Consider the following 15334-nt stretch of genomic DNA (forward strand, 5'->3'; position numbering starts at 1 on the left):
GCACATCGTAGGTGAGCCTCAGCATCCTCCAGTCGAACCACCGCCCCCGCCGACCCCCAGACCGCAGATCACGGTGCGGACGGAAGGGGCCGGAGATTCCGCTGTCTTCCTGATCGACGGTGTTCGCTTCGTTGACAACGCCACCGTCACCGTCAGGGTGGTCGACGACGCACTAGCTCAGCGAACCTTCCAGCAGAGCTCGGATTCCGAAGGCGAGCTACATATGCGTCAGAGCATCCCATGCCTTTCCGGCCTTCCACTTCATATCTCGGCAACGGACAGCAGGGCCGATCCAAACCCGACGGGTGTCCTGTGGAGCAACACCGTCACGCTGTCCTGCCCATGAGGGGACGAGGAGCAACCACCTGGCTGCACGGGTCGCCGGGCCTTCGGCGCCGTTCTCAGCAAGGCCCTCACGCCCCTGTCCAGGGAAACCGGCCCGGTGCTAATTCTGGTCGGGCAAGCCTGATTGAGAGCGCGTCATGACATCACTGACACAGAGCGTCCGCAGATTCCACCTCTACGCGCCCCCTCGGGTCATCAGCCTCCGCGAGGTGGCGGACAGCCTAGGGGCCGGACGCCCGGTCTCCGCACGCGACGTGCTGCGCCGCCTCGATGCGGTGCCTGGCGAACTACGGCTGGCCGAGCCGGTCACCACCGATACCGCACTCGGCGGGCGCGTCGAGATGGTCCTGCGAAGCGACGGCACATACACCTCGACCGGGCACATGCGCGCCACCGGCTTTCCCTCGTTCGCGTTCGTTGTGTACCCCACCGTGGACGGTGGCGCCGGTCGGCTGCGGGCCCTCGACGTGCACCAGGGGCGTGTCTTCGGCACCGACACGCCGGGGGACCGTCAGAAGAACTGGTCAGAGGATGGCCGTAACGAGGACATCCGGCAGAACTGGCTTACCTTCGCCCGCGACGCCCGGCTCACAGTCCGCAAGGAATGGGAGGTGTCCGGGGTCCTCGGAACACTGGGAGACATCGCAACGGCGGTCGCACAGTTCGTCGGCGCCGCTGCCGTTACGGGCTCTGGCGGCACGGCCGCGGCACTGGTTATCGGCTCCCAGCTTGGAGAGGCCGCGCGGGAGTCCTGGCCGTTCCCGCAACTGCCCGTCGGAGTGACGATAGCCTCCGGTGTACTGCTGGTATTCGGCACGGCCGCGATCGTCCCGGCACTGGCCGCCGGAGCTGCCGCCGAGGCCCTCGTCAAGCACCGACCGCTGTCCGAGGAGGAGGCCGCGTTCGCCGCCAAGGTCTTTGGCCCCACGCTTCCCAGCCGGGAGCAGATCGTCCTGACCAACATCAGCGGGCTGGACAATCGAGCCTTTGTCATCCCAGGCGCCGGTGGCTCCTACCTGGTCAACCTGGGAGAACACTTCGACGACCCAATGGCACCCAAGGGAAGGGCCACCCAGCGTGGACAGATGCTGATCCACGAGCTGACGCACGTATGGCAGGCCAAGCGCTGGCCTGCTACGACATACTTCTGTCAGGGCGTCTTCGAGAGCACCTACGAACCCGGCGGCGATCCCAGCAAGCCGTGGTCGGCCTACGGAATCGAGCAGCAGGCCACGATAGTCGAACGATGGTACGCAGCCGACCCAGGCTTCCTCGCCGGTGAGTTCCAGAAACCACACCCCGATTTCACCCGCAAGGTGGCCCACCCCTTCGACCACTACATCAACGCCCATATCCGCTCGGGCGTCACTTGACGCCTCGGCCCGCTCAAGGGCCTACAGACCAGGTGCTGTACGCATGCCCACGCCGCCGACGTGCTGAGCCGCTCAAGCCTCTGAGCCTGGCAGGGTGGCATGGGCTCGGGGCGCTCGAAGCACGAGGTAAGCGTCCACGACACAAAGGGTGTTCGAGTTACACGCGAGGCGGCCTACGGCAGCGGATTCCACACTCAGGCAGCACTGCCGAGCCGTCCTGCCAACTTGAAAAACACCTTCTCAGCAGGACAGGTTCGTTGGCTTCGGCCCGCTTGCGGCCTCCGCCAGGTGCACGCACCCGGCCGTCCGGCAGAGGCCCGGCCCTCGCTTCCAGCTCCGACACCCCACGACGCACGGTCGTCTCGCCGACCTGGGCGATCCGTGCCACCGTCCGTATACCGCCATGCCCGATCAGCCGGGCCTCGGTAGCCAGGGCCAGACGCCGCTGCAGCTCATTCAGGTGAGGCAACAACGCCGAGAACCTGCCCTGAAGTTGAACAGATCTCCTCCGGAACCGCCATACACTGACAACGAGCCAGTATCTGTAAAGCAGCACCTTGATTCTTTACGGCTTCATTTCCTGCGCAACGTGTTCAGCGTGATCAACAAGGAAGCGGCCGAGATGGCCGCCGCCACGATCCGCACGATCTTCGCCCAGCTCGACACCGTCGCCGACCTGCTCGGCCGCCAGTTCCCCAAGGTCAGAGAAATGCTGCAGGAGTCGAAGGAGGACCTGACCGCGTTCGCGGACTTCCCCCACCAGCACTGGAAGAAGATCCAGTCCACCAACCCGCCGGAACGGCTGAACCGGGAAATCAAACGCCGCACCGACGTCGTCCAGGTCTTCCCGAACCCGACCGCAGTCCTCCGACTGGCCACCGCGGTCCTCGCCGAACTCCACGACGAATGGATCACCTTCCCCCGCCGCTACCTCTCCAACGAGAGCACGGACACCCTCTACCCCGACGACACGACGCCGTTACCGACCTCCCCGCACGCCGGAAAATAGGAATGTGCTCAGCGTTCGCGGCTGCCCGCGAGCGGTTGAAATGCTCTGCCGCACTGCCGTGTGAGATGACGCGCACGATCCGCGTGGAAGTGGACATGATGGCCTGGTCACTCTCGATGAGCACGCTCTGCGATCGGGGTCGGCAACCCCCAGCACGTCGTACCCGATGTTCTTCTGGACGAGGTTGAGGCGGGACGTCATCGCAGGGACGAACGGGAGCTCCCTCCAGACAGTGCGGCACGGTTCCGGCTCACCCTGGGGCGCAGCCACGGGAGGCGAATCGCGCAACGTCCGCGCTCATCGCTTCGTCTCCCCGTCGTGCCAACTCGGCAGTCCAGTCAGGCATGCCCGGGACAGAGCTGTGATCGGTTGGGACGAATGAGAGAAGCACGAACTGAGCGCGACGGCAGTGTCTGAGCCGTGACTCCTCAGCACCGCGGAACTGCGCTGCAACGTGGAGGGCGCCTCCGCTGCCCGCCCGCACCGGAGACACGACCCACCTCGCCATGACCGACCTGATGGCCCGCCGCCTCGCCGCCCACCGGCACCATCTCCTGGCACGACCCGGCACCCCAGGATGAATCAGCCATCCCGGAATCAAACATCGAAAGGAAACGACATCTGCGGGCCTGCTTCATGGACTCCCGGCCCGGTCGAGATCTACCTGCGCCAGGGCCCCGTCACCGCGAACGTCGTCCCCGGCGCATAGCAGTTGACGTACATCGTCTCCCCGTCGGGCGAGAACGTGACGCCTGCGAACTCGCCCCACTCCGGCTCCTCGGCGGTGCCGATGTTCTGGGCGTTGCGGGCCATGGGGTAGACCTCGCCGCGGCGGGTGACGCCGTACACGTGCTGGGCACCGTTGCCGTCCTCGCAGACCATCAGGCCGCCGCTGGGGGCGAGGCAGATGTTGTCCGGGGACTCGCCGGGCAACTGCACGTCGGTGTCCGGACCGAAGACGATCACCAGGGTCAGACGGCGCGAGGACGGGTCGTAGCGCCAGATCTGGCCGAAGTGGTCCGCGGCCGAACCCTCCGCGCTGCGGGCGAAGGAGGACACGAAGTACACACAGCGCCCGCCCCAGTAGCAGCCCTCCAGCTTCTGCGCGTGGGTGATGCCCTTCGGTCCGAAGTCCTGGAGGCGGATGGGGGTCTCTGCGGCCAGCGGATCCGGTACGTCCACCCACTCCACGCCCTCGAAGCAGGCACCAGTCTCCTGGATGGAGGACAGGTCCGGCACCCCGGGCACCCGCATCGCCTGGAGCCGGCCGCCGGCGCGCAGCGAACCCAGGCCGCCCAGCGGCCTGTTCGGCAGGAAGCGGTAGAAGAGGCCGAAGGGCTTCAGGAACGCGTCCTCGGTCTCGTAGACGACGCCGCGTTTGGGGTCGACGGCGATCGCCTCGTGCTGGAAGCGGCCCATCGCGGTCAGCGGCACCGCCCCCGAGCGCCGCGGGTCGGCGCCGTCGACCTCGAAGATGAACCCGTGGTCCTTGGTGTATCCACCGACACCCACCCGAGCATCCGTCTCCTCGCAGGTCAGCCAGGTGCCCCAAGGGGTCGGTCCGCCCGCGCAGTTGACGGCCGTACCGGCGATGGCGACCCGCTCCGACAACACGTTGTTGTGCCGGTCGAGCGTCAGGACCGTGCAGCCGCCCTTGCCCGCGGGGTCGTAGGTAAGACCTTCGACGGTAGGGACAGGCACTCTTCCGATGCTGGGGTTCTCGTGGTTGCGGACCAGGTGGACCCGGCCGTGTTTACCCGCGAAGGCCGACATGCCGTCGTGATTCGAGGCCACCAGGCCTTCTCCGGAGCGAAGCTGGTCGCCCTCACGGGACAGAACCTTGTAGCGGAACCCCTCCGGCAGGTCGAGCAGGCCGTTCGGGTCGGGGACGAGCGGGCCGTAGCCGGAGTGGCCGAGATTCTGGGCGGCAGCCGTGCCCGTGAAGAGTTCGGAAAGGGACCCGGTGAAGGCGATACCCACACTCAAGGCTCCGGTGCGAGCGAGGACTTGACGACGAGTCGCGGCTCGGCGGGGTTCCGTCATGAGCAGACCTTCCTGTCAGGCGTACAGGAACAGCGATCTCGCCGTGTCTATCATCTGGCTTTCCCCACGGGAACCACACGTGTGGCGCGAACGGGCCGGAGCGTGCTCCATGCAAATGATGCCATCGTCAAGATCTCCAACGCCACGATGCGCTTGGCCTGCCCCCTTCGGCGAGGCCACTCGACCTCCTGTCACCGACGCGCCCCGTCCCGCCGCGAGGTGACGGCGGCGGAACGGGGCGCGCGTCAGCGGTGCAACGGTGGTCGCCGACGGCTCTCCCCGGACTACGGAACGGGAAGGTCGCGTCGACGCAGCACGGCAAGACCCGCCGCGGCCAAGGCAACAGCCAGGACCAGCAACCAGGCCAGATCCGTCGCGGACACGTCCCCGCCCGGCAGTTTCGGGATGTGAGTGAACGGCGACAGATTCAACAGCGACTGGTTCATCTTCAAAGCGGCGCCGAACTGCCCGAACAGCACGCACAGCGAGAGCACCGTCCACGCCACACCCGCGGTCAACCGGGGCAACACCCCGAACACGGCGACGGCGACCGCGGCCAACAGCCAGACCGCGGGCAGTTGCACGAGTGCGCCGCCGAGGACACGCGGAACCTGCCCGCCGACGTCGTTCGTGTTCAGGCCATGCACCAGCCCAGCGGCCAGCCCGGCGGCGGACAATCCCACCACCGGACCGATCAGAGCGAACAGCAGATGGCCGGACGCCCACCGCAGCCGCCTGACCGCCGTGGCCAGAAGCGGCTCGGCTCGCTGCTCCGTCTCTTCCGTCCGCAACCGCAGCGCGGCCTGAATGCCATAGGCCGCCGCAACCAGCCCGACGAGACCCATCATCGCAGCCAGGTACGCGTCCGTCAGGCCGGACGCGCCGCCCAAGCGCGCGAAGACCTCACTCAAGTCCTCGTTGTCGCGCAGAAGTTCACCCGCCCCCTCCGCAACGCCGCCGAAAATCGCGCCCATCGCCAGGAATCCGGCCGTCCAGCCCATGAGCGGACCACGCTGGAGCCTCCAGGCAAGGCCGAGAGGGCCACTCAGCCGGGAAGACGCTTCGGCCGGCCCGGGTCGAGGAGGCAGCACACCCTCGCCGATATCCCGGCGGGCCACCAGTCGCGACGCGATCGTCGTGAGCACGACGGCTGCGGCCAGCGGCAGCAAGAGCACCCACCAACGCTCGTCGGCGAACGGCCGTAGGCGATGTGCCCAGCCGATGGGCGAAAGCCAGGTAAGCCACTCGCCGCTGTTGCCCTGCCCTCCCACATCGCCCGCCAGACGCACCGCGAATGCCGCACCGAGAACACTCAACGCGAGCCCGCGGGAGGCCCCGGCGGTCTGGGTCAGCTGGGCGGCCACACCCGCCACAGCCGCGAAGACGATTCCCACAGAGCCGATCGACAGGCCGAGCGCCCAAGCACCCGCACTGTCCTGCCCTCTGCCGGTGACACTCACGGCGATGATGACCGCGAGCAACACGTTGGCGACCATCGTCACCGTCAAAGCGGCCGCCAACCCGGCTTTGCGGCCCACGGCCGTGGCGGCCAGCAGCTCGCGTCGTCCTCGCTCCTCCTCGGTCCGGGTGTGCCGAATGACGGTGAGGGCGCTGACCAAGGCGACGATCACGGGTGCCATGCCGAGTCGCTGGGTGACAATGCCACCGATGTCCGCGCTGTGGATCGGGCCGAACAGAGCAAGGAACGCCGGGTTGGTCGCTGTGGTGGCGACGTACTCCTTCTGCTCCGCAGCCGTCGGGTAGAGCTCCTTGGAGGCCACCACGAAGTTGCCCGCCGCCAGCCCGGGGAGCACCACCCAGAACGGCAGGATCCACCTGTCCCGGCGCAGTACCAGCCCAGACAGGCCACGAGTGCCGGTGAATCCGGTCATCGAGCCGCCTCCGCGGTCCGACCGGTGCGGTAGTGCCGCATGAACAGTTCTTCCAACGTCGGCGGCTGGCTGACCAGACTGCGCAGCCCTCCGGCGGCCAGCTCCGCAACCACGGCTCCGAGCCGATCGGTATCGACCTCGCACCGCATCTGATGGCCGTCGACGGTGAGGTCGTGCACACCCACCATGCCGCCCAACGAGGCAGGCGGGTAATCCACTTCGGCTCGCAAAGACGTGCGCGTCAGGTGTCGGAGCTCGGCCAGTGTTCCCGTCTCCACGGTCCGACCGTCCCGGATGATGGTGACGCGGTCGCACAGCGCCTCCACCTCCGCGAGGATGTGGCTGGAGAGCAGCACGGTGCGGCCGCTGCGCTTCTCCTCCGCAATGCTCTCCTGGAACGCCGCTTCCATCAGCGGGTCCAGGCCGGACGTCGGCTCGTCCAGGACCAGCAGCTCAACCTGCGACGCCAGCGCGGCGATGAGCATGACCTTCTGCCGGTTGCCCTTGGAGTAGGCTCGGGCCTTTTTCTTGGGGTCGAGGTCGAACCGCTCGATCAGAGCGGCCTTGCGGGACTTGTCCAACCCGCCGCGCATCCGTCCGATCAGGTCGATCGTCTCGCCGCCGGACAGGTTGGGCCACAGGGTGACGTCGCCAGGGACATAGGCGAGCCGCCGATGCAGTTCTTCGGCGTCGGCCCAAGGGTCGCCGCCCAGCAGACTCAGCTCTCCCCCGTCGGCCTTGTACAGGCCCAGGAGTGCACGGATGGTAGTGGTCTTGCCGGCCCCGTTGGGACCGAGGAAGCCGTGCACCTCACCGCTGTTGACAGTGAGGTCCAGCGCGTCGAGGGCACGGGCACGGCCGAACGACTTGGTCAGTCCGCGAACTGAGATCGCGGGCGCCGTCGGGGGAGTCATGGAGGTCTCCTCGTCGAGGGGAACATGGGGGCAGCTCTGGGACGCGGCCGCTGGCGCGGCGCGTGGCGGGCATCAAGAACTCCTCCGGCCCACGACGGCGGGTCCGAGTCAGTCCGGCGTGCCGCCGCCTCCGCCGTAGGCAGCCTCACGCCGCGATCGCCTCGGCCCGCCAACCACCGCTGCGCACAGCGGTCGAGAACGTGCGGCTCGCCAAGTCGGCTCCGCGCGAGGGCCGGACACACACCGTGGGGCCCTCGGTCGGCACCCGGCACAGGAGGCCGGCGACGACAGAACGTCGCGGACGGTCTTCGGCTTCGGATGAGGGGCCGCACACGACCGGGCGCGGCGGCGCCGACGCCCTCTTCGAAGAGCTGCGGCCGGTGAGTGCGTCCCGCCGGGCGAACAGCACGTCCGCAGTCCGCTGACGCCTCTGGTAAGCCGGTCATGACGCCGTCGTCACTGCCCGGCCGTGCCCGCCTCGCCGCGCCGGTGAATCGGCCGCAGCGGACGAAGCGCCTGCGCTGCCGCCACGCCTGCTCAGGCACACAGCAGCCCGGTCTTTGGCTGGGAGTCGCTCGGCAGCCGCCATCACTCCTCCTGCTCCGCACGTCGTCCGGCAGATGCGTCCCTCATCGCCTCGAGCGCCGCCCGGGCCTGTGCGGCAGTATCCGGATCGATCAGGTCGTCGGCGTAGATGTCGAGCAAGGCCAAACCGAGTCTCGGATAGCCCTCGATGCTCAGCGGGTTGGTGCCGAGCGCGCGCGTCAAGTGCTCGTGGAGGACGAGGATGCCCAGGTTCATCGCCGTCATGACGGCCGAGTAGGCGTGCAGGTCGGATGTGTTGGGTGCGACGGTCCCCGGCCCGCCCTCCCGCAGGAGGGTCTCACTCATGCTCACGACGTCGTCGAACAAGGCGGCCGCCGCAGGTGAGCCGTCCACCAGGGCACTGGCCACGTAGCGCTGGACCGGTGCGGCGGCACGCAGAACCACAGAAAGGAAGTTGGGGTCCTCCATCCCCCCCTTGATCGCATCCTGCTTGGTGCGGCGCAGCATGTCGAACGCGTAGCGGTCGCACTCCGCGCGCAGCTCCTCCTTGGAGCCGAAGTGATGCTGGACCAGCCCCGGCGAGACGCCGGCCGCCTCAGCGATACCGCGGATCGTCGCGCCGCCCATCCTTCGGCGCGCGAACTCGCCCAGCGCCGCGTCCCTGATACGGGCTCGGGCGGTGCGCTCGTCGACCTCGGGGTCCTGTTCGGGCTCCACAGCACCTCCGGCAATACACGCGTTCAATTCACGATACGTCTGTATACCATACGCGTGTATTGGGAGCAACGGGCATGGGTCGGCTTCAGCAACGCGGCAAAAAGCAAAGCTGAGTTCGATCCGCACCGGAAGCGCGCAGCCTGAGGAACGTGTCAGGGCTGAGGTGCCAAAACTTCCCCGCTGGGCTCCTCCACCACCGTGATCGCCTCCATGGGGCAGGATTCGGCCGCGTCCAGCACGCTCTGGTCCACCGGCACCATCGCGCTCACCGCGCGCGACCGCCCGTCCGCCAGCTCGAACCGCCGGGCGGCCAAGTGAGTGCACACTCCGGAACCGACGCACCTCCGGGTGTCGACCGTGACCTGCCAGGAGGTGCCATCGTCCGCCGCGCCAGTGGTCTGCGTCGCCGCCATCCGTCCTCCGCCCAAGGCCGTTGCCTGATGTCAGAGTTGGCGACCCGGATTCCCCACGCAACCCCGACCCGCCCCCTAGGTCCGCACCGCATTAAGGGTTGTGGCGGTGAATTGGCGCGGGCTACACAAGCCGTATCGCAATGCGATCGTCGTCCCCAGGGAAAGGGAGTGCCGACCCGATGACCAAGCTTGACGACGGTCTCTGGTTACGCCGTTTTCACGCCAGCACGGAGCAGGGACCCAGACTGATCTGTTTTCCGCACTCAGGTGGATCAGCAACGTACTTCTACCGTCTGTCCGCAGTATTGTCCCCAGCTGTCGAAGTCGTGGGCGTGCAGTATCCGGGCCGGCAGGACCGACGCGCCGAACCCCTGGTGGACGACCTGACGGAGCTGGCCACAGTGATCCGTCAGGTCCTGGCCGCCCCCGACGGGCGGCCCTTGGCCTTCTTCGGGCACAGCATGGGCTCGATCCTGGCCTACGAGGTCAGCCGCCAACTGGCCGAGGACCCGGGGGCTCCCTTCCCCGTCGCCCTTCTCGCCTCCGGACGACGCGCGCCCACCATCCCGAGCCGCGCCAGCCTCCACCGGCAGACCGACAACGTGCTCATCGCGGAGATACGTCGCCTCAGCGGCACTGACGCAAGTCTCCTCGCCGATGAGGACGTCGTGCGCATGGTGCTTCCCGCGCTGCGTGCCGACTACAAGGCCATCGAAACGTATCAGCACCGGCCCGGTCCACCGTTGACATGCCCGATCAGCGTCTTCATGGGCGACGCCGATCCGGGCCTGACGGTCGAGGAGGCCGAGACATGGCGTGGACTCACCTCGGCGAGTTTCCGGCGCCGGGTCTTCACCGGCGGCCACTTCTACCTCAACGACAACTGGCCCGCCGTGGCCGAGGCGATCACGGCCGATCTCGCCGCCGTCGGTCTCGGGCCGGACACCGCCGTCAACGCCGAAGGGACTCCTGCCCGATGACCGGATCGACCCATGCCGTGGTCCTGGGCGGCAGCATCGCCGGCACCCTGGCAGCCGTCGCCCTCACCCGGCACGTACAGTCCGTGACGATCGTGGACCGAGACGTCTTCCCGACCGAGCCGGACTTCCGTCGAGGCCTGCCACAGGCTCGCCACGCCCATCTGTTGCTGTCCGGTGGCGCGCGCATCATCGAGACACTGATGCCAGGCGTCACCCACGAACTGATCGCCTCCGGTGCCCATCGCCGCGAAGTGCCCACGGAATGCCTGTGGCTCACGGCCTACGGGTGGCAACACCGCTTCCCGGCCACCGAATTCATCATCACCTGCAGCCGGACACTGCTCGACTGGACCCTGCGCGACCACGCTCTGCGCACCGGACGCATCACCGTCATGGACGGCACCGAGGTGCTGGAACTGCGTGGAGACGCCCACCGCGTCACCGGAGTACGCGTCCGGGGCCGAGGCGCCGACGAACCCGTCGAGCTGACGGCGGACCTCGTGGTCGACGCCACCGGGCGAGGCTCGCCCCTCAAACAGTGGCTGGCAGCGCTGAAGGTGGAACCTGTCCAGGAGGACCTCGTCGACACCGGCATCGCCTACGCCACGCGCGTCTTCCGCGCTCCCTTCGAGGAGAACACCTTCCCCCTGGTCAACGTACTCGCCGACCACCGGGCACGCCGACCAGGGCAGAACGCCACCCTGGTCCCCGTCGAGGGCGGTCGCCTCATCCTCACCCTGTCGGGCACCCGGGGCGGCGAACCGCCCTCGGAGGAGTCGCAGTTCCTGCCCTTCGCACGGCGCCTGAGATCACCTCTCATAGCCGATCTCCTCGAACACGCGGAGCCGCTCACCGGGGTGTACGGCTCTCGCAGCACGGCCAACCGGCGTCGCCACTACGAGCGGATCGCCGCTTGGCCGGAGGGACTGGTGGCCATCGGCGATGCAGTGGCCGCGTTCAACCCCATCTACGCCCACGGTCTGAGCGCCGCGGCGCACTGTGCCGACGCCCTTGCCAGGGAGTTGGATCGCACCGGCATGACACCTGGGCTTGCGGCGGCCGTCCAGCGCTCTGTGGCTGTCGCCGTCGACGACCCGTGGATGCTGGCCGCCTCTCAGGATCTGTCCTACCCCGACTGCCGCACCGACATGAAGGACCCCCGACTGGTGGGCGGCACGCACGCGCAGAGCCGCACCTTCGCCGACATGGTGGGAGACGCCTCGCTGCGCGACCCCGAGGTGCACCGGGCAGCCGTGAAGGTGACCACTCTGTCCGCACCGGTGAACAGCCTGGAGACACCCGAGGTCATCGCGGCGCTACGGCGCGGTGCCGCCCATCCTCCCCTGACCAGACCCCCCTTGACGGCACGTGAGACCGCGATGCTCCGCACGGCCCGGGGCGGCGTCTCCGCTCCCGAACCCGCCTAGGGCCTGCCGTCCGGATCACGCCGCAGACGCGGGGCCTGGCACGCGCATCTGCCGCGTTGTCGTCGGTTGCCAGGGCTCCGCCCTGGCGCCCTCCTCCGCCTTGCAGCTGCACGCACCAGGCCCCGCTCACGGTGCTGACCAGGCACCGTCAGTTCCCTGCGACATGATCCGAACGACAGACCCTAGGGGATCGCACAACCGAGAGAGGCATCTCATGTCCGAGAGTGTGATCATCGAGCAGGATCGTGGCCGTCTCCAGAACGTCGCCACGCACCTGACTCGCCTCAAGCGCTACTTCACCGGCGACCTGGAGGGCCGGGTACGGTCACTGTACGAACTCAACGACCGCAAGATCACCGGTCGCAGTCTCTATCGCGACTTCCTGGCCATCAAGACGCTCTACCTCAACTACGGCTACTGGGCGACGGGCGCGACCGACCAGGACGAGGCGAGCGAGGCGCTGGCGGACCTGTTGGCCGAAACCGTGGGCATGTCCGCGGGAGACCGCGTTCTGGACTGCGGATTCGGCTACGCCGAGCAGGACATCCGCTGGGCCCGCACGCGCGAGTCGCAGCGTATCGTGGGCGTCAACGTCACCAACGCCCAGGTGGAGGTGGCCCGCAAGCGCGTCGCCGACCTGGGGCTCGCCGACGTGATCGACCTGAGGATCGGCTCGGCGACGGACGTACCGCTCGGTGCGGCCTCGACGGACCGGGTGGTGGCGCTGGAGTCGGCTCTGCACTTCAACACCCGCCAGCGCTTCTTCGAGGAGGCCCACCGGGTGCTGCGGCCGGGCGGCACCATCGCCACGGCCGACTTGGTGCCGGTGCGCGTGGGCAGCAGCAAGCCGGGCCCCGTCCAGTGGCTCGAGCACTGGGTGCGCGACAAGGTCGTGCCACCGGACAACTGGTACACCATGGAGACGTACGCCGAGCGGATGCGTCAGGCGGGCTTCGTCGACGTGGACGTCAAGTCCATCACCGCCGAGGTGATCCCGCCGCGGGTCGAGTTCACCCGCCGCCGGTTCGCGGCGCCCGAGAACCGCCGGCTGAGCGCCCGCCAGCGCTTCAAGATGCGCCTGTTCCTGTGGGTCGCCGAACGCCGCGTGGGCAGCCGGGAGTACATCCTGGCCTTCGGCCGCAAACCGGAGTGACGGGCCGCCCCTGCCACGGCGGGGGCGAGCGCGGAGCTACGGAGAGCGCCCCGGACGGATGTGAACCGTCCGGGGCGCTCGGCGTCGGGGTGCGGCTGCTCGGTCACCACATGACGGGGAGTTCCGCCAGGCCTCCCGTGACCAGGTTCGCCCGGCCCATCAGCTCCTCGTACGGCCGCGCCAACCGCATGGTCGGGAAGCGGTGGACGAGTTGTTCGAAGGCGACCTGGAGTTCCACCCGCGCCAGCGGCGCGCCCATGCAGTAGCGCGGTCCGTGGCCGAACGTCAGATGCGGCGCGTCGCGGCGGGTGACGTCGAACCGGTCCGCGTCGGGGTAGACGCCGGTGTCGTGGTTGGCGCCCCGGTTGTCGAGGAGGACCAGCTCCCCCGGGCGGATCGTCACGCCGGCGTACTCGATCTCCTCCCGGGCGTAACGCACCAGGCCCCCGCGGTTCTTCACCGGCATCCGCAGGATCTCCTCGACGGCTCCGGGGATGAGGTCCGGGTCGTCGCGCATCGCCTTGCCCTGCTCCGGGTGAGCGAGCAGCAACAGCGCGCCGAGGCCCAGCGAGACCACGGTCGTCTCGTGGCCGCCGAACAGCAGCGCCATCGTAAGGGTGGCGATCTTGTCGTCGGCGAGGCCGTCCACCGCGCACAGGCGGGAGACCACGTCCTGACCCGGCCGGCGCCGGCGCAGCGCGACCAGTTCCTGGCTGTACGCGTACAGCTCGGTCAGTCCCTTGCGGGAGCGTTCCCGGTCCTGTGCGTCGGCGGCGGCCAGGACCCATGCGCGAAACCGGTCACGGTCGTCGTAGGACACGCCCAGCAACTCGCAGATCACCAGGATCGGCAGGGGCAGGGCGAGTGCCTGGAGCAGGTCGGCGGGCTGTTCGCTCTTGGCCAGGTCGTCCAGGAGGTTCGCGGTCAGTTCCTGGACGTGTGGGCGCATGGCGCGCATGCGCTTGGGCGAGAACAGAGGCTGCGCGACCCGGCGGACATAGGCGTGGTCCTCGTGTTCGGTGGCGTAGTTGCTCATCACCGCGCCGAGCAGTGCGGACTGTCCGACCCGGGGCGCGTTGGCGGGGTCTGGGTGCGAACGGCCCAGGCGGCTGTCGTCCAGCAGCTCACGCACCTGCGGGTAGCCGGTGACCAGCCACGCCTCGTCCCCCACCTCGGTGTGGATCTTGTGGATGGGGCCGTCCAGCTGGAGTTCGCGCAGCTGCGGCGGCATGGTCAGCGGGTGCGGCTGGTCAAAGGGGAGTCGGGGGGTCGGCGTCGTCATGGGCGTTCTCCTCACCAGCTCAACGGCAGCGCCGTCGGGCCGCGCAGCAACAGGCTGTCCCGCCAGGGGATGTCCTCCTCGTCGATGGCCAGCTCCAACCGCGGGAACCGGTCCAGGAGGGTGCCGATGGCGATCTGCATCTCCAGCCGGGCCAGCGGTGCCCCCAGGCAGTGGTGCATGCCATGACCGAGGCTCAGGTGCGGGTTGGGGTCGCGGGCCAGGTCCAGCCGTTCGGGGTCGGGGAACTGGTCGGGGTCCTTGTTGGCGGACTGCGGGTGGGTGAAGACCGGTTCACCCTTCTTCACCGTCCTCCCGCACAGGTCGATGTCCTCCGTGGCGATGAAGGCCATGTGGTGGCCACTGGCCAGCGGCACGAACCGCAGCAGTTCGTCGACCGCGCTCGGCAGCAGGCTCCGGTCCGCGTACAGCCGCTTCAGCTGGTCGGGGTGGCGCAGCAGCGTGTACAGGGCGTTGGTGATCTCACTGGCCGTGGTGTCCTGTCCTCCCACGAGCAAGACCGAGGCCAGCATGACCAGTTCGGTCTCGCTCAGGCGGTCCTCGTCGTCACGCGCCCGCACCAGCGCGCCGAGCAGGTCGTCGGTGGGTTCCCGGCGGCGGAGCGCGATCAGCTCGGCGAAGTAGTCACGCAGCCATCGCATGTGCTTGAGGTACTCGACGTGCGAGAAGGTGTGCGCGGCCATCATCGCGTCCACGTGCTCTCGGAAGGTGTGCCGGTCGTCGAACGGCACCCCGAGGAGTTCACAGATCACCGCGGTGGGCAGCGGCAACGACACGAACTCCACCAGGTCGGCGGGCGGGCCGTGGGCCGCCATCTCCTCCACCATGCCCGAGGTCAGCTCCTGCACCCTGGGGCGCAGTGCCTCGACCCGGCGGGCGGTGAACACCTTGGCGACGAGGCGGCGGATGCGGGTGTGCTCCGGAGGGTCCATGTACATGATGCCCTCGGGCGGCGGCTGGAGTTCCTGTCGGCGAGGCACGTCCCGGTCCGTGGCCTGCAACCGGCTGAAGCGCGGGTCGGCCAGCACCGCCCGTACCTCCTTGTAGCGGGTGACCAGCCACGCCTCGCCGCCGTAGGGAAGCCGGACACGGGTCAGCGGCTCCTCCTGGCGCAGCCGGCTCAGGATCGGCTCGACCTCCAGGGCGTGCACGGGCAGGAAGGGGAAGTCATGGGGCGGGCCGGCTTCGGTCACTGTTCAGCTCCTGGTCTCGGACGGCCTTG

11 protein-coding genes and 2 pseudogenes are annotated in these 15334 nt (G+C 68.5%); 5 read left to right on the top strand and 8 right to left on the bottom strand.

The features are described from left to right. Window positions 1-554 precede the first annotated feature (554 nt). Window positions 555-1718 carry a hypothetical protein gene (locus ACZ44S_RS35560; protein WP_466936866.1) on the top strand — a complete coding sequence of 388 codons (1164 nt, stop codon included), beginning with the start codon at window positions 555-557 and terminating at the stop codon, window positions 1716-1718. 241 nt (window positions 1719-1959) lie between these two features. Here the strand turns inward: ACZ44S_RS35560 and ACZ44S_RS35565 are convergent. Continuing rightward, a pseudogene (locus ACZ44S_RS35565) lies at window positions 1960-2271 on the bottom strand (hypothetical protein); the annotation flags it as partial. Window positions 2272-2286: 15 nt separating this feature from the next. Between ACZ44S_RS35565 and ACZ44S_RS35570 the strand changes: the two are divergent. Next, a pseudogene (locus ACZ44S_RS35570) lies at window positions 2287-2727 on the top strand (transposase); the annotation flags it as partial. 660 nt (window positions 2728-3387) lie between these two features. Here the strand turns inward: ACZ44S_RS35570 and ACZ44S_RS35575 are convergent. The 5 genes from ACZ44S_RS35575 to ACZ44S_RS35595 all read right to left on the bottom strand — a co-directional run bounded on the left by ACZ44S_RS35575 (window position 3388) and on the right by ACZ44S_RS35595 (window position 9252). Then, window positions 3388-4770 (bottom strand): PhoX family protein, encoded by a 1383-nt coding sequence (locus ACZ44S_RS35575; RefSeq protein WP_466936868.1) that lies wholly within the window; start codon window positions 4768-4770, stop codon window positions 3388-3390. Between the two features lie 284 nt (window positions 4771-5054). Beyond that, window positions 5055-6662, bottom strand: a complete 1608-nt coding sequence (locus tag ACZ44S_RS35580) for an ABC transporter permease (RefSeq protein WP_466936870.1) — start codon at window positions 6660-6662, stop codon at window positions 5055-5057. Continuing rightward, window positions 6659-7576, bottom strand: coding sequence for an ABC transporter ATP-binding protein (locus tag ACZ44S_RS35585; RefSeq protein ID WP_466936872.1), 918 nt, complete (start codon window positions 7574-7576; stop codon window positions 6659-6661). Before ACZ44S_RS35585 ends, ACZ44S_RS35580 begins: the two co-directional genes overlap by 4 nt. A 588-nt stretch (window positions 7577-8164) precedes the next feature. Beyond that, window positions 8165-8839 carry a TetR/AcrR family transcriptional regulator gene (locus ACZ44S_RS35590; protein ID WP_466936874.1) on the bottom strand — a complete coding sequence of 225 codons (675 nt, stop codon included), beginning with the start codon at window positions 8837-8839 and terminating at the stop codon, window positions 8165-8167. A 152-nt stretch (window positions 8840-8991) separates the two neighbouring features. Continuing rightward, the gene (locus ACZ44S_RS35595) at window positions 8992-9252 is read right to left on the bottom strand and encodes a ferredoxin (protein ID WP_466936876.1); all 261 of its coding nucleotides are present in this window, start codon (window positions 9250-9252) and stop codon (window positions 8992-8994) included. 179 nt (window positions 9253-9431) lie between these two features. On the opposite strand from ACZ44S_RS35595, the gene ACZ44S_RS35600 reads away from it, so the two are divergent. The 3 genes from ACZ44S_RS35600 to ACZ44S_RS35610 all read left to right on the top strand — a co-directional run bounded on the left by ACZ44S_RS35600 (window position 9432) and on the right by ACZ44S_RS35610 (window position 12812). Next, on the top strand, window positions 9432-10232 hold the full coding sequence (locus ACZ44S_RS35600; protein ID WP_466936878.1) for a thioesterase II family protein: 801 nt from the start codon (window positions 9432-9434) through the stop codon (window positions 10230-10232). Then, window positions 10229-11659, top strand: coding sequence for an NAD(P)/FAD-dependent oxidoreductase (locus ACZ44S_RS35605; RefSeq protein ID WP_466936880.1), 1431 nt, complete (start codon window positions 10229-10231; stop codon window positions 11657-11659). The genes ACZ44S_RS35600 and ACZ44S_RS35605 overlap by 4 nt, the downstream gene beginning before the upstream one ends. Before the next feature lie 214 nt (window positions 11660-11873). Further along, the gene (locus ACZ44S_RS35610; RefSeq protein ID WP_466936882.1) at window positions 11874-12812 is read left to right on the top strand and encodes an SAM-dependent methyltransferase; all 939 of its coding nucleotides are present in this window, start codon (window positions 11874-11876) and stop codon (window positions 12810-12812) included. Window positions 12813-12915: 103 nt separating this feature from the next. Here the strand turns inward: ACZ44S_RS35610 and ACZ44S_RS35615 are convergent, their stop codons facing one another. Together ACZ44S_RS35615 and ACZ44S_RS35620 are read right to left on the bottom strand one after the other, a co-directional pair. Beyond that, complete coding sequence (locus ACZ44S_RS35615) at window positions 12916-14094, bottom strand: cytochrome P450 (RefSeq protein WP_466936883.1); 1179 nt, start codon at window positions 14092-14094, stop codon at window positions 12916-12918. An 11-nt stretch (window positions 14095-14105) separates the two neighbouring features. Then, the gene (locus ACZ44S_RS35620) at window positions 14106-15305 is read right to left on the bottom strand and encodes a cytochrome P450 (RefSeq protein WP_466936885.1); all 1200 of its coding nucleotides are present in this window, start codon (window positions 15303-15305) and stop codon (window positions 14106-14108) included. Window positions 15306-15334 lie beyond the last annotated feature (29 nt).

It is taken from the genome of Streptomyces malachitofuscus (assembly GCF_055571035.1).